The organism is Lysobacter sp. ESA13C (assembly GCF_019970005.1).
GTDB classification, from domain to species: Bacteria; Pseudomonadota; Gammaproteobacteria; order Xanthomonadales; family Xanthomonadaceae; genus Lysobacter; species Lysobacter antibioticus_B.
The window spans coordinates 540,491-555,561 of the sequence record NZ_JAHXYK010000004.1 but is presented as its reverse complement, the minus strand read 5'-3'; the positions used below and the strand labels follow the sequence as shown (position 1 = coordinate 555,561).

The 15,071-nt window shown below is 68.5% G+C and carries 14 protein-coding genes; all 14 read left to right on the top strand.

Annotated features, from left to right (window positions below; all coding sequences use genetic code 11):
* Positions 1-297 precede the first annotated feature (297 nt).
* The 14 genes from LC490_RS11240 to LC490_RS11170 all read left to right on the top strand — a co-directional run bounded on the left by LC490_RS11240 (position 298) and on the right by LC490_RS11170 (position 15,071).
* Positions 298-1,707 (top strand): sigma-54 dependent transcriptional regulator, encoded by a 1,410-nt coding sequence (locus tag LC490_RS11240; RefSeq protein ID WP_081930935.1) that lies wholly within the window; start codon positions 298-300, stop codon positions 1,705-1,707.
* A 355-nt stretch (positions 1,708-2,062) separates the two neighbouring features.
* Positions 2,063-2,338 (top strand): hypothetical protein, encoded by a 276-nt coding sequence (locus tag LC490_RS11235; protein WP_223620223.1) that lies wholly within the window; start codon positions 2,063-2,065, stop codon positions 2,336-2,338.
* 4 nt (positions 2,339-2,342) lie between these two features.
* Positions 2,343-2,930, top strand: coding sequence for a DUF4255 domain-containing protein (locus LC490_RS11230; protein WP_223620222.1), 588 nt, complete (start codon positions 2,343-2,345; stop codon positions 2,928-2,930).
* The gene (locus LC490_RS11225; protein WP_223620221.1) at positions 2,927-3,847 is read left to right on the top strand and encodes a hypothetical protein; all 921 of its coding nucleotides are present in this window, start codon (positions 2,927-2,929) and stop codon (positions 3,845-3,847) included. Before LC490_RS11230 ends, LC490_RS11225 begins: the two co-directional genes overlap by 4 nt.
* 66 nt (positions 3,848-3,913) lie before the next feature.
* Positions 3,914-5,824 (top strand): phage tail sheath subtilisin-like domain-containing protein, encoded by a 1,911-nt coding sequence (locus tag LC490_RS11220; RefSeq protein ID WP_223620220.1) that lies wholly within the window; start codon positions 3,914-3,916, stop codon positions 5,822-5,824.
* 15 nt (positions 5,825-5,839) lie between these two features.
* The gene (locus tag LC490_RS11215) at positions 5,840-6,292 is read left to right on the top strand and encodes a phage tail protein (RefSeq protein ID WP_031372403.1); all 453 of its coding nucleotides are present in this window, start codon (positions 5,840-5,842) and stop codon (positions 6,290-6,292) included.
* Positions 6,293-6,297: 5 nt separating this feature from the next.
* Entirely contained in the window at positions 6,298-9,231 is a 2,934-nt protein-coding gene (locus tag LC490_RS11210) for a phage tail sheath C-terminal domain-containing protein (RefSeq protein WP_223620219.1), read from the top strand.
* Positions 9,232-9,233: 2 nt separating this feature from the next.
* The gene (locus tag LC490_RS11205) at positions 9,234-9,695 is read left to right on the top strand and encodes a phage tail protein (protein ID WP_031372401.1); all 462 of its coding nucleotides are present in this window, start codon (positions 9,234-9,236) and stop codon (positions 9,693-9,695) included.
* A 19-nt stretch (positions 9,696-9,714) separates the two neighbouring features.
* Entirely contained in the window at positions 9,715-10,581 is an 867-nt protein-coding gene (locus tag LC490_RS24510) for a hypothetical protein (RefSeq protein ID WP_305067579.1), read from the top strand.
* An 11-nt stretch (positions 10,582-10,592) separates the two neighbouring features.
* Positions 10,593-10,769, top strand: coding sequence for a hypothetical protein (locus LC490_RS11190; protein WP_223620218.1), 177 nt, complete (start codon positions 10,593-10,595; stop codon positions 10,767-10,769).
* An 18-nt stretch (positions 10,770-10,787) separates the two neighbouring features.
* Positions 10,788-11,855 (top strand): contractile injection system protein, VgrG/Pvc8 family, encoded by a 1,068-nt coding sequence (locus LC490_RS11185; RefSeq protein ID WP_031372399.1) that lies wholly within the window; start codon positions 10,788-10,790, stop codon positions 11,853-11,855.
* A gap of 3 nt (positions 11,856-11,858) precedes the next feature.
* Positions 11,859-12,581 carry a phage baseplate assembly protein V gene (locus LC490_RS11180; protein ID WP_223620217.1) on the top strand — a complete coding sequence of 241 codons (723 nt, stop codon included), beginning with the start codon at positions 11,859-11,861 and terminating at the stop codon, positions 12,579-12,581.
* A gap of 52 nt (positions 12,582-12,633) precedes the next feature.
* On the top strand, positions 12,634-14,688 hold the full coding sequence (locus LC490_RS11175) for a hypothetical protein (protein WP_223620216.1): 2,055 nt from the start codon (positions 12,634-12,636) through the stop codon (positions 14,686-14,688).
* Positions 14,685-15,071, top strand: a complete 387-nt coding sequence (locus tag LC490_RS11170; protein WP_031372396.1) for a GPW/gp25 family protein — start codon at positions 14,685-14,687, stop codon at positions 15,069-15,071. Before LC490_RS11175 ends, LC490_RS11170 begins: the two co-directional genes overlap by 4 nt.

Sequence of the window (15,071 nt, the reverse complement as noted above, 5' to 3'; positions counted from 1 at the left end):
CGCTGACGAGCCCGGCCAATTATTCAATCGTTATCAATACCTTGAAGCGATAACTTCGCCTCTGCATCGGTGCGTCCGGGATCCTCTTCTGGCTCGGAGCGAGACGCTACCGCCGGTCGGAATCCCCCCCGATGTTACGTAAACGAACACCCCCACCGTGACCGGCGCGGGGATGGCGCCGCGTTGATCGTCCTGCAACACCTCGAAAACCTCCGGCTTGGCCTGGCGCCCCACGGCGCCGCGCCGTGGTCGGTTGCGCGGGTATCTGGCGGACTGTCCCGGTCATGGAGGCGTGCGATGGAAGTCCCCCGATGGGCCGTGGTTCCGCTCGCAAGCGCGCCTGCAGAAGCGCGCGACGTGCGCGAGGTGCTCGCGGCGTTGTCGTGTTGCGCCTCGGTCGAGCTGTCGCCATCGGGTTATCTGCAGGCGGCGATCCAAAGCGCCGACGGCATCGTCCTGGTACCAGGCCTCGATGGGCTGGCGACGATTCCCGAGTCGATCGCGGCGATCCGGCACGAGCGTCCGCAATTGGCGATCGTGGTGGCGACCCGCGATGCCGGAGACAGCGAGCTCGATGCCCTGATCCTGGCCGGCGCCTCGGACTTCGTATCCCTGCCCTCGACCGTGTCGGAATGGCGGGTGCGCCTGCATCGTGCGCTGCACACCGCTGCGGCGCCTTGCCGCGGCGAGCCGGTACAGGAGGAGGAACCGCACATCCGCGGTTTCGTCCACGGCAGCAAGGTCTGCGCGGCGATCGCGGCGCGTCTGCCGACCCTGGCCCGCTGCGACGCCAGCGTGTTGATCACCGGCGAGACCGGCACCGGCAAGGAGGTCTGCGCGCAGGCCATCCATTACCTGTCGATGCGCGCCGACCGCCCCTGGGTCGCGGTCAACTGCGGCGCCATACCGGTCGAGCTGGTCGAGAACGAACTGTTCGGCCACGTCAAAGGCGCCTATACCCATGCCCACAGCGCCTGCCCGGGCCTGGTGCGCGAAGCCGAGGGCGGCACCCTGTTTCTCGACGACGTCGACTGCCTGCCGCTGTCGGCGCAGGCCAAGCTGCTGCGCTTCCTGCAGGAACGCGAATACCGGCCGGTCGGCTCCAACACCGTCCATCACGCCGACCTGCGGGTGATCGCCGCCAGCAACTGCAATCTGTGCACGCTCTCGCAGAGCGGCGGCTTCCGACAGGACCTGTATTACCGCCTCAACGTCCTCAACATCACTCTGCCGCCGCTGCGGCAACGGCCGGAGGACGTGCCGATCCTGGCGCGCCACTTCGCCGCCCATTTCGCCCGCGAGTTCGGCCGCGCGCCTGCCGGTTTCTCCTACGGTGCGCTCGAACGGCTGCTGCGCCACGATTGGCCCGGCAACGTGCGCGAGCTCAAGCACGTGATCGAGCGCGCGGTGCTGTTGTCGAGCGGCCAGGTGCTGGTCGCAGAAGACATCGAGATCGAACCGGCCTCGCCCGACCTGCCCCTGCCGCGCTCGTTCGGCCTGGCCGCCGATTCGTTCCGGGCGGCGAAACAACGCGTGGTCGAAGACTTCGAGCGCGGCTACGTCGAGCACCTGCTCGCCGCGCACGCCGGCAACGTCACCCACGCCGCGATGGCGGCCAAGAAGGACCGCCGCGCCTTCTTCGAGCTGATGCGCAAGCACCGCATCGAACCCAAGCGCTTCCGCGCGTTCGAGTCGCAGCTCACCTGATCGCAGCGCTATCCGCGACGGCGACGGCAACCGCCGTGCCCGCGGCATCGTCGCGCCTGCATGTACGGCCGAACGGGTCTCCCGGATATGCGCCATTCGACGATGCGGTCGGCCTGTCCGTGCGCTCACAGGACAAAGCCACGCACTGCGCGGACAAAAACATCCTGGCTGCGCAGGCTTGAAAACACGGCGTTTGCGGCCGGCAATGTGACGGCCGTCGGGTTCGCGCCCGGATCAAAACATCCGCCCTCGCTCGCCGTGCCGCATCGATAACGCCCACTGCGCAAGCGTTTGCGTCATCCATCGCCGTTGGCATCGCTCTTGCATTGATCTGGTGCGCAGAGGGTCGATCGCGATGGACGAAAGCTCCGCGGTATCGGCATGTGTGAAGGCATTGGCCAGCTATATGCGAGCCAATCCGCACGCGTGCGATACCGCCGAAGGCATCCATCGCTGGTGGTTCGGAAGCGAGCACGAGGTCGCCATGGACGAATTGCAGGAGGCGCTGGACTGGATGAAACGCTGCGGGGTGATCGAGGAGACCGTGGCGGCTGACGGCCGCAGGCGCTACCGGCGGCTCGCCGGCGATGCGCTGCTCAGCGCTTTGCTGACGCAACGGCGCGGAGACTGAGGCCATGGCGAACTACCGCGCCATCGCCGCCACCAGTACCGCACTGGCCGGTCTGCTGCGCGATCGCTATCCGCGCGACGAATTCGGCGCCGGCCTCGACATCAGCCTGTACCAGGCGCGCGACTTCGAGTCGCCGATGCAGGACGGCTTCTCGATCTACCTGTTCCGCGTCGCCGTCAACGGCGCCATGCGCAACCTGACCCTGCGCCGTTCGCCCGACGGCCGTCGCTATCGTCCGTCGCTGCCGCTCGACCTGCACTACATGATCACGCCCTGGGCGCAGGACAGCGAACGCCAGCAGCGCATGCTCGGCTGGGTGATGCGCTTGATGGAAGACACCAGCGTGCTCAGCGCCGGCCATCTCAATCACTACATGCCCGAAACCGACACCTTCGGCGCGCAGGAAGGCATCGAGGTGGTCTGCGACCCGCTGTCGCTCAACGACTATCTGACCCTGTGGGATCGCCTGCGGCGCCTGCCGTCCTCGGCGACCTATGCCTTGCGCATGGTGCTGATCGATTCCGACGTCAGCGTCGACGACGCCGCCGCGGTGCAGAGCCGCCGCTTCGAAGTGCACGAGGCGATCACGTGAGCGCGGTCCTGTTCGAACTCGAAGTGCTGCAACGCAATGCCGCGCTGGGCCTGCGTTTCTGGGACATGGCGACGGCCAGCTCGGTCATCGACGGCCTGGTCGTCGAGGTCTACCCACGCAGCGCCCCGAACGCGCGCAAACGCGCCCTGCCCAATCCCAGCGGCATCTACGTGGCGCATCGGGTCAGCGGCCTGATCGATTTCGAGTTCGACCAACGCGAACCGGTCGAACAACCCTGGATCGATGCGTTGAACGCGTCGCCGCCGGCCTCGGGCTACCGCATCGAAGTCAGCGACCCGTTCGGCCGCTTTCTGCCGTTGGCCTTCGATGCCGAATTGCCTGCACGCGGGCTGTTCACCTGGCTGGCGCCATGGATCTCGCCGCCGCAGCCGCTCGCCCTGCCCGGCACGGCCTCGTCGCCGCCGCAGTTGCTGATCGAACGCATCCCGCTGTTCTCGGCGCCGAGCCGCCCCCTGCCGCAACCGCTCGCCGTGACCTATGCGCAGTTGCGCGAGGCCGGCACCCAGCGCGTGCCGGCCTGGAGCCTGCTCGCGGTCGACATCGACGGCGCGCCGCGCGGCATCGGCATGGCCGACCGCGACGGCCGGGTAGCGGTGATCTATCCCTACCCCGAGCCGCCGCGCACGCCGCTGTCGTCGCCGCCGGAAGCGCGCAGCGATTTCCGCTGGATGGTCGAGCTCAGCGCGTTCTGGTCGCCGACCTCGCCGCCGATCGAAGCGCCCGCCGTACCCGATCTCGCCGACGTGCTGGCGCAACTGGCCACGCCGTGCACGGTGATCGATTCGCTGTCGTCGCCGGCGCCGCCCCGGCGCCTGGAGTACCGCCGGCCGATGACGGCCAGAACCGAAGGGCAGCCGGCGGCGGACGCTTCCTGGCTGTTGGTATCCACCGCATGACCGCGCCGCGCCACTACGCCGACACGCGCGCCAAGACATGCGCCGTCTTAGGCAAGGAGAACTGCTATGTCTGAGTACCTGGCTCCCGGTGTCTTCGTCGAGGAAGTCTCCTTCCGCGCGAAATCGATCGAGGGCGTGAGCACCACCACCACCGGCTTCGTCGGTCCCGCCCGCTACGGCCCGCTCGACATCGAGCCGGAAATCGTCACCAGCCTGGTCGAGTTCGAACGCACCTACGGCGGTCGCGACAAACTGGTGTTCCAGGACGCCGGCGAAGTCGACAACTACCTCTGGCACGGTGTGCGCGCCTTCTTCGAGGAAGGCGGCAAGCGCCTCTACGTCAGCCGCGTGTTCACCCCCATCGACGCGACCGACGAACGCCCGGGCTGCGCCCGCGGCGGCCTGCCCGGCAGCCCCTCGTCGATGATGGTGTACGCGCGCTTCCCCGGCCGCGCCGGCAACGCGCGGGTCGGCTTCACCTTCAACGTCGGCCAGAGCCTGCTCTCCGACGTCGACGGCGTTACTTTCGCCAACTCGCTGCAATCGCGCGACGTGGTGTGGATCCGGCCGCGCGCCGGCGCGCCGTCGCCGGCGGTCGAGGACGGTTATTACCTCGCCCTGTGGGATGCGGCCAACGAAAGCTGGGCCTTCGTCTCCAGCGGCGACGACATCGGCACCGCCGAGGCCACCCTGACCGACCTCAGCGCCGCCAACTACGAGCTGCGCGTGGTCACCGTAACGGTGGTCGTGCAGCCGCTCGGCGGCGGCGACGCCTTCGTCGCCCCCGACCTGCCGCTGGACCCGCTGCACCAGCGCGCCGGTTCGCCGGATTCGCTGTTCGCCTATTTCGCCGAGTTCCCGGCCAGCCTCAGCCGCGCCCGCACCCTGCCGATCGTGATCCGCGCCGAAGACGTCGCCGCGATCGGCACCGGCACCGAATTGCTCGGCGCCTTCTTCGATGCCGACCCCAACGCATCGGTGTCGCCGCCGGTGGGCTTGCGTGCGGCCATGCAGAACTCGCAGAGCACGCCGGCCGAACGCAGCCTGGCGATCCTGATCGACGACGGCGACGACGGCCTGCGCCCGTTCGCGTCCGCCTACGAGGGCGAGGTCGACAGCGCCGACCGCAAGACCGGCCTGCGCCAGTTCGAGGACCTGGAAGACATCTCGATCGTCGCCGCGCCGGGCTCGACCTTCGGCTACGGCGCCGGCTATGCGACCCATGCGCCGTCGATCGTGCGCGCCCTGATCCGCCACGCCGAACGCATGAAGTACTGCATCGCCGTGCTCGACAGCGGCGACAACCAGGCGATCAGCGAAGTGCGGGCGATGCGCGCCCAGCTCGATTCCAAACACGCCGCGCTGTACTACCCCTGGGTGCGCGTGCTCGATCCGCTGACCCAGCGCGAGACCCATATGCCGCCGTCGGGCTTCGTCGCCGGCATCTACGCCCGCAACGACGTCAACCGCGCGGTCTACAAAGCGCCGGCCAACGAGGTCGTCAACCTGGCCCTGGGCTTCGAGCGCTTCCTCAACAAGGCGCAGCAGGAAGTACTGAACCCGGAAGGGATCAACTGCTTCCGCTATTTCGAAGGCCGCGGCATGCGCCTGTGGGGCGCGCGCACGATCAGCTCCGACCCGGAATGGAAGTACGTCAACCTGCGGCGCTACTTCGCCTATTTGGAGCGCTCGATCGACAAGGGCACGCAGTGGGCGGTGTTCGAGCCGAACGGCGAACAGTTGTGGGCCAACGTGCGCCGCACCATCGAGGACTTCCTCCTCAACGAATGGCAAAGCGGCGCCTTGCTCGGCGACAAACCGGAGAAGTCGTATTTCGTCAAATGCGACCGTTCGACCATGTCGCAGAACGATCTCGACAACGGCCGCCTGATCTGCCTGATCGGCGTGGCGCCGCTGCGGCCCGCCGAGTTCGTCATCTTCCGCATCGGCCAGTGGACGGCCGACCGCAAAGTCTGATCGGAGAGCAACGTCATGGCCACCCTTCGCGACCGCCCGTACGTGCAGTTCAATTTCCTCGTCGACCTGGGCGACGGGGTCACCGACGGGCCGCAGGCCGGGTTCCAGGAGCTCAGCGGCATCGGCATGGAAGTCACCGTGTCCGAATACCGCACCGGCAACGCCAAAGAAAACAGCGTGATGAAGATCACCGGCATGAACAAATCCACCGACGTGACGATGAAACGCGGCGTGATCGGTTCGCTCAACCTGTACCAATGGCTCGACCAGATCCGCAACGGCGACCAGAAGGCCATGCGCACGGTGACGATCCATCTGCAGAACGAGGACCACACCCAAATCGTGCAGACCTGGAAGCTGTTGCGTGCGCGGATCATCAAACACACCAGCGGGCCGTTCAACGCCAAGGGCACCGATGTGGCGTTGGAAGAGCTGACCCTGTCCTACGAACGGCTCGAGATGGAGTGAGGATCGTGGCGAACGCGCGCCGGCTGCCGGGCATCCAGGTCGACGTGGCTCCGCCGCTCGCGGCGGAGGCGCTGCCGCGCCTGGACGTGGCGGTATTCGTCGGCTTCGCCTCGACCGGCCCGCTGCACCTGCCGGTCGCGGTCGAAAGCGCGGCGCAGTACGCGACCGTGTTCGGCGCCGACGCGGCGCTGGCCTGGGACGAACGCCGCGGCGAGCGCGTGCATGCGCATCTCGGCCCTTCGGTACGCGCCTTCTTCGCCAACGGCGGTCGCCGCTGCTGGGTGATACGGGTTGCGCGCAGCGCCGAGATGGAGCGCGTGCGCGCCGAGGTCGACGCCGACGCCGATCCCTCGCTCGCGGTCGCCGTCGGCAACCGCTTCGCTCTGTCCGGAATGCTGTCGATTGCCACGGCCGGCGGCGAGGCCGAACCGGCCATCGTCGCCACGCGCTGCGAAGGTTCCTGGTCGGATCCATTGCGCGTCAGCGTGTCGGTGCAGTCGCGCGGTTTTGCCCTCGACGCCTGGTCCGGCGTCGATTCGCCGGCTTCGGGCCGATACGAATTCCTGACCCGGCACGCGCTGCGCGGCGGCGACCTGCTGCAGTTCGGCCGCAGCGTCGGCGATTGCGCCTATGCCCAGGTCGAGGACGTCGCCGCGGGTGCGACACCGGCGGCGCCGTACCAGGTCTCGGTGCGCATGCTGGCCGCGTTCGAACGCATCGTCGCCGAGGCCTCGCCGCCGGGCGAGCTTGCCGGTGTCGCCCACCTCGCCGGTCTGGAACTGCCGCTCGCGGCGACTCTACTGGCGCCGCCGAGCTTCGACAGCGATCCCGATTCGGCCGCCGAACCCGCACCGCTTGCCTTGCGCTTCGGCGAGCCGCTGCCCGAATCCGCCTTCGAGGTCGGCGCCTGGGTACGTTTCGATGCCGCCGGCGCGGTCCACTGGTTGCGCATCGACGAAGCCGACCGCGCGCCGGACCTGTCGGCGAGCCCGCCGTCGGCGACGACCTTGCAGGTGCTTGCGACCGTGCATGGGCCAGCCTGGCGCAGCGCCGATCTCGCCACCGCGCCGCTCGGCACGGTGGCCTCGGCGCAAGTGTTGGAAATCGAACTGCTTGCGACCTCGGAGAACGGTCCGCAAGCGCGGCTGCGCCAGTTGGCGTTGACGCCGAGCCGGCCCGGCAACTTCTGGGAACTACAACGCGACGGCGATTTCTATCGCGTGCACGACGATCTCGCCGCTGCGGCGCCGGCGCAATTACAACGTTTTCCACTGGCGCCCGACGAAGCGCCATTCCCCCTGGCCTGGCTGCCGCTCGGTGCGAGCGGTCTGTTCGGCGCGGCGGTCGGCCCGCTGCACCGCGAGCAGACCGCGCTCGAACGCGATGGCCTGGCAGCGTTCGACAGCGGATTGTTTCTCGACCCGGAACTCGCCGACGACGGCGTCGACGCCCTGCTCGCGCATGCCGACGACATCCGCCTGATCCGCGAGCAGACGCGCCCGCTGTACGGGCTGCACGCGGTGTTCGGCATCGGTGCCGGCGGCTTGTTCAACGAGGCCAGCCTGATCGCCGTGCCCGACGCCATCCACTGCGGCTGGCAACGGCGTGGCGCAGACGACCCGGAACCCGCGCAAGCGCCACCCGCGACGACGCCGGCGCATTGGCGCGCGCATCGCGGTGCCTGCCTGGCGACGGTGCCGGCCGAGTCCCTCTTGGCGACGCCCGATTTCGGCCGCTTCCTCGATTGCGGCACACGCCTGATCGAAGCGCCGCTGCTCGACGGCCCCGATGCGCCGATGCCGCCCGGCACCTATCGCTTGAGCTGGACCGAGAGCGAGCCCGGTGCGGTCTATGCCCTGTTCGAGGCCGGCAGCGCCGATTTCAGCGACGAACGCGAGATCTACCGCGGCGCCGACGGCGAGTACGTGGCGATGAGCCAACGCGAAGGCCTGTATCACTATCGCGTGTTCGCCTGGGTCGGCGACGAAAGCAGTCAGGGCTCGAATCCGGTCACGGTGCGCGTGCGCGCCGACGACTGGGAACAGGTGGCTCCCGAATCGGCCGGCGACCTGCACGAGGCCGACTGGCTCGAGGTGCATCGGGCCAGCCTGCGCTTGGCCGCGGCCTGCGGCGATCTGTTCGCGGTGCTGTCGATGCCGCGCCATTTCCGCACCGCCCAGGCCCTGCGCTACACCCAGCGCCTGCGCGCCGTACGCACGCCGACCGATCAAGCCGGGCCGAGCGATCCGCACGCCTTCGGCTTCGACGAAGCCCGCGCCCTGAGCTACGGCGCACTGTACTTCCCCTGGTTGCAGTCGGATGCACGCGCGAGCGGCACCGACAGCGCCGGTCAGCGCCCCTTGCGGGTCGTACCGCCGGACGGCGTCTCGGTCGGCGTGCTGTCGAAGCGGGCCTCCATGCGCGGCGCCTGGATCGCCGCCGCCAACGAACCGATGAAGGATGTGGTCGCATTGACCCCGCCGATCGCCGACAGCGACCGCCAGGCGCTGCAAGACGCGCAGATCAATCTGCTGCGCAACGATCCGCGCGGCTTCTTCGCCCTGTCCGCCGACACCCTGGCCCTGGACGAAGCGCTGCGGCCAATCAACGTGCGCCGCCTGCTGATCCTGCTGCGGCGCATGGCGCTGCGCCACGGCACCCGCTACGTGTTCGAGCCCAATGGGCCGGTGCTGTGGCGTTCGGTGCAGCGCGGCTTCGACTTGCTGCTGACCGATCTGTTCCAACGCGGCGCCTTCGCCGGCGCCACCGCCGCGCAGTCCTTCCGCGTGGTCACCGACGAGGGCGTCAATACGCCGCAGTCGGTCGACGCCGGCCGCTTCGTGGTCGAACTGCGGGTGGCGCCGTCGCTGCCGATGCGTTTCATCGCCGTGCGCCTGGCCCAGAACGGCGAGCGCCTGGCCGTGATCGAGGAGCTCTGAGCATGGCCGCCCAGCCCTACCCGTTCACCAATTTCAACTTCGCCGTCGAGATCAACCGCGGCGACGACGCCAAGCCGCTGGTCAATGCCGCGTTCGCCGAATGCGACGGCCTGGAAGTGAACATGGAAGTGAAGACCATCCGCGAAGGCGGCGCCAACGACCGCCAGATCCGCCTCAACGGCATGGTCAGTTACGGCCAGCTCACTCTGAAGCGCGGCATGACCGAGAACTTCGACCTGTGGCGCTGGTTCAAGGACAGCGTCGCCAACCCGCGTTTGCGCGCCAATGCCGAAGTGGTGCTGTTCGCCGCCGACGGCAGCACCGTGCGCGCGCGCTTCCAGCTCTCGCGCTGCGTCCCGGTCAAGCTCAAGGCGCCGGCGCTGAACGCGCGCGACGGCCAGGTGGCGATCGAGGAACTGCAGGTGGCCTACGAGACCCTGGCCCTCAAGGAGCTCGACGCATGAAACGCGCGGAGGCCACGTCATGAGCCTGGAAAAAGCCCAGCTGATCGAACTCGACCAGAGCTTCGCCAACGAGAAATCGGGCGGGCGCAAGGTCGCGGTGCAGTTCAATCCGGAAACGCTGAAGGTCACCTTCGCCAACCAGATCGTGCAACCGCAGGGCGGCGACCAGGCCGCCGGCAACGCCGGCCGTCAGTTCGTCGGCGCCGGCACCACCAAGCTCGCGCTGCAATTGTGGTTCGACGTCACCGCGATGGAGAAGGACGCGGTCGACGATGTCCGCCGCCTGACCCAGGACGTGGTCTATTTCATGACCCCGCAGAAGTCCGAAGAAGACCCGAAGAAACTGTCGCCGCCGGGGCTGCGCTTCCACTGGGGCACGTTCCTGTTCGACGGCATGGTCGAGGGTATGGAAGAGACCCTGGAGTTCTTCTCGCCCGACGGCAAGCCGCTGCGCTCCAGCATCACCATGACCCTGTCGCAGCAGAAGATCCTCGAAGCCAAGTTCGAGGGCGAAGGCAAGGTGCCCAACCAGCCCGGCCAGGCGCCGTTGAAGAGCGCCAACGAGGGCGACTCGCTGCAATCGATGGCCGGCAAGAGCGGCAAGCCGGACTGGCAGGGCATCGCCTCGGCCAACGGCATCGAAGACCCGCTGCGCATGTCGCCGGGCCAGTTGGTCGATCTCAATCTTTCCGCCGGCGCTTCGATCGGCGGCGGTGTCGGTGTCGGCGTCGGCATAGGCGTCGACGCGGGCATCGGCGGCAGCGCCTCGGTCGGCGCCGGTTTCGGAGCCGGCGTCGGCGGCAGCGTCGGTGTCGACGCCGGTGCCAGTGTCGGCCTCAACGCATCCCTCGGCGGCAGCGCCGGCGGCTCGATCTCGTTCGGATAAGGACCACCGCCATGGCCGTAGTCATCAACGAATTCGAAGTGTTGGCCGAGCCGCGACCGGCGGCGAAGTCCGATGCGAACAGCGGCGCCAAGTCCGAGGGTGAGGCGCCGGAGAAGCTCGAACCGCGCGACGTGCAGATGGCGTTGCGCCACATCGACCAGCAATCCCTGCGCGTCTGGGCGCATTGACGGAGCCATAGCCAGCCCATGGGCGATACCGCGACATTGCCGATCAAAGCTTCGCGTCCGTCGGTGGAAATCGACGGCAAGCGCGAAGCCACGCTGACCAGCTCGCTGATGTCGCTCGACATCGTCGAGTCGGAGGCCGGCCTGGCCCGCTGCGAGCTGGTGTTCGGCAACTGGGGCGGCCCGGACAAGGGCGGCTTCCAGCACTTCGGCCGCGACCTGCTCGAGTTCGGCAAACCGCTCACCATCAAACTCGGCGACGGCAAGTTGTTCGAGGGCCGCATCAGCGCGCTGTCGGCGAAGTTCCCCGACGGCGGCACGCCGCAGATCGGCGTCTGCGCCGAAGATCGTTTGCAGGACCTGCGCATGACCCGGCGCACCCGCGCCTTCGCCGACGCCAGCCTCGCCGACATCCTGCGCAGCATCGCCGGCGACCACGGCCTGCAGGCGCAGGTCGACGTGCAAGGCGAAACCTACAAATTACTGGCCCAGGTCAACCAGAGCGACCTGGCCTTCCTGCGCGACCTGGCCCGGCGCGAAGACGCGCAGATCTGGGTCGAGGGCACCCAGCTCAAGGCCGCGCAACGCGCGCAGCGCAACGGCCAGTCGCTGGAGCTGTCCTGGGCCGGGCCCTTGCGCGAGTTCGAGGTCTGCGCCGACCTTGCCCATCAGCGCACGCGCCTGGTCGGCGCCGGCTGGAGCGTCGCCGACAAGCGCGTGGCCAAGCACGAGGCCGATGAAGCCGCGATCCGCGCCGAACTCAACGGCGGCCCCAGCGGCGCCGAGACCCTGCAACAGGCCTTCGGCGCACGCGTCGACGCGCTCGCCCATGGCCTGCCGAGTTCCGACGGCGAAGCGCGCGCCCTGGCCGAAGCCAGCTTCCGCCACATGGCGCGACGCTTCATCACCGGCCACGGCGTGGCCGAGACCAAGGATGCCCTGCGGGTCGGCACCAAGCTGAGCATCAAGGGCGTGGGGCCGCTGTTCGAAGGCGACTACACCGTGACCGAAGTGCAGATCCGCTTCGATCCAAAACTGGGCGTGCGCACCGAATTCTGGTGCGACCGGCCCGCGATCGGACGGGGCTGAACCATGCGCATCGTCGAACTGCCGCCGTTCGAACAACTGTTGAACGAACGCCTGCCAAGCGGCTGGGGCGGGCGCTGGTACGGCGTGTTGGTGGCGCTGGTCACCGACATCAAGGACCCCGACAACCAAGGCCGCGTGCAGATCACCCTGCCGTGGTCGCCCGACGCCAGCGGCCAGCGCTACGAAGGCTGGGCACGGCTGGCGACGATGTTCGGCGGCAACAACCGCGGCAGTTGGTTCGTGCCCGACGTCGACGACGAAGTGCTGGTCTGTTTCGAACACGGCGACCCGCGCCGCCCCTACGTGATCGGCGGCCTGTGGAACGGCCGCGACCAGCCGCCCGAGTCGATGGACGGCGCCGGCAACAACTACAAGAAGGTGCTGCGCTCGCGCAACGGCGTGAAGATCACCCTCGACGACCAGGACGGCCGCGAACAGCTGTTGCTGGAAACGCCCGGCGGCCAAAGCTTCACTCTCAAGGACGGCCCCGGTGCGGTCGAGATCGAGGACAGCAACGGCAACTCGGTGAAACTGGAAATGTCCGGCATCACCGTCACCGCCGCGGCCAAGGTCACCGTCAACGCCAGCCAGGTCGCGGTCAGCGCCGGCATGGTCACGGTCGACTCGGCGATGTCGCGTTTCTCCGGCGTCGTGCAAGCCGACACGGTGATCTGCAACAGCATCATCAGCGCCTCCTACACCCCCGGCGCGGGGAACATCTGGTGAAGCCGATGACCGCCACGCGCCGAGTTCGCCCGCCATGCCCGCGGAGGACGCCATGAACGCCCATCCCTTACGCTGGCAGGCGCCGCAACCGCTGTGGTCGCGCTTCGGCGACGCCGCCGGCGCCGCGGCCACGCCGGAGCAGGCTCGCCCGGCGATCCTGCGCTTCGCCAGCGACGACTTCATGGAGCAGTTGCTCGGCACCCTGGCGCGCGACCCGACCCGCATCGACAAACTGGTCGCGCGCTACGAGACCTGGCGCAAGCCGATGGTCGACCCGCCCGACCTGGTCGAACGCGCGCCGATGCCGCAATTGGTGCAGGCTTCCAGCCGCAGCGCCGCAGCCAGGCTGCCGAAGCCGAGGGTGGCCCCGGCCGACGCGGATGCGCCGCCGTTGAAGCTGTATCAGCCCGCGCATCAGCGTCATTACGTGGCCACCGCGAGCCTGGTCTGCGGCATCCAGGGCCTGCCCGAGCACGCGCTGGTGCGCGGCGGCGGCGAAGAAGTCGGCATGGTGCTGCGGCGGCTGATGCCGGTGCCCGGCGACGCCAGCGGAACGCTGCACGAATTCGCCTACCTGAAGGACCTGCAGGGCGCGCGTTGGCAGCGTTGCAACGACAACAGCGACTTCGTGCCCGGCGAGGACCGCCTGCCGGCGTTCGCCTTGAGTTTTCTCGACGACGGCCAGCATCGACGTGCGCTGTGGGCCGGCAGCGTCCCGGTCGGCCGGCGCGAGGAGTACCTCGGCTGCCGGGTCGATACCGCGCCTTCGCCGGCGTACGCGGCCGCCCAGCGCGAACAACTGTCGCCGAGCGTTCCGGCCCCGGCGAACTCCAAGCTCGCGCGCACCTCGCAGTTCCAGATCGACGTCAGCGAGCCGTGGAAGACCATGATCCGCTCGGCCTTCAAGCTCGCCGCCGCGCCGGCCTCGACGCCGACCATCGGCGACGAAGCCGAACCGCCCGGCGATCGCGTCACCCGTGCGTTCAATTTCAATCTGCAGCAGCAAAGCGCGTCGTGGCTGGTGCTGCTGGATTGCGCCGACCATCTGCAGACCTATCTGCCCGATGTCTGGAACGCGATCGACAACAACGGCGCCGGCTATGCCGCGCTGTCGAGCAACCGCCGCGCCCTCTACGACTGGCTCGGCACGGTGGTCATGAGCGCGCCCTTGATCGCCGCACTGCAACCGACCGCGCAATACCCGGTCGCCGCCTCGATGCGCGCCGCACTCAAAGCCATCCGCGCGCCCGGCGTGCGCGAAAAACTCGAAGCGAGCACCGCGACCTTCGCCGCCACGCCCGACACCCGCGGTCTGCCGGACTGGCCGCGCTTCAGTTTCTGTCTGGCCGGGGTCGAGCAAAGCCTGGCCGCGAACGGGCCATACAGCGCGCTCGACAGCCTCGGCGACGATGCCTCGATCGATCCCGACCCGGTCGCCGGCAACGTGCCGGGCCAGGATGTGGCGCGCAAGGTCGACCGGTTCACCGCGCTGTACGCGCGCGCACTCGAAGCCACCACCGAAACCGACGCGCCGCCGGTGCCGTTCGCGTTGCAGGTCAAGAACGCGCTCGGCAACAACCTCGGCGCCAACCTCGGCGACGGCGGCTGGTTCGTGCTGCGCTTCGTCCACGGCCGCCGCGACTGCGGCCCGCTGCATCCGCCGCTGTTGTCGGCGCCGACCGAACGCTTCCGCCTGGCGAGCTTCTTCGATTCCGATGCGCCGGCGCGGCCGATCCGCATCTCGCTGCCGGCCGACACCAGCCCCGCCGGCCTGCGCAAGTATCAGAAGAACACCGCCTTCGTGCTCTCGGACATGCTCTGCGGCCAGGTGCAACGCGCCAAGGGCATGGGCCTGGTCGACCTGGTGCTGTCGGTGCTGCCGTGGCCGTTCCACAAGGACCTGCCCGCCGGCGACGGCGCGCCGTGCCAGAGCGGCGGCATCAACATCGGCATGATCTGCTCGCTGTCGATTCCGATCATCACCATCTGCGCGCTGATCCTGCTGATCATCATCGTCATCCTGTTCGACTTGATCTTCCGCTGGCTGCCCTACTTCGTGATCTGTTTCCCGGTGCCCGGGCTCAAGGGCAAAAAGGACTCCTCATGAGCATCTTCGGTCGGAGCCTGTCGTTCCCGCCGCGGGTCGGCGCCGACGGGCGTTTCGTCTGGTCGTCGGGCGAGGACAACATCCGCGAATCGATCGCGGTGATCCTCAAGACTGAGCCCGGCGAGCGCGTCGGCGTGCCCGAGTTCGGCGCCGGCCTGGCGCGCTTCCTGTTCGAGCCCAACAACCCGGCCACCCATGCGCGCATGCGCGATGCGGTGCAACGCGCGCTGACCCGCTGGGAGCGGCGCATCGAAGTCGAAGCGGTCGAAGTGGCCGCGCACGCCACCGAAGCCGAGACCGCGGTGGCCACGATCACTTACCGGCTGGTGGCGACCGCCTCGCGCGAACGCATCAGCCTCGCCATTCCGCTGGCCGTGACCTGA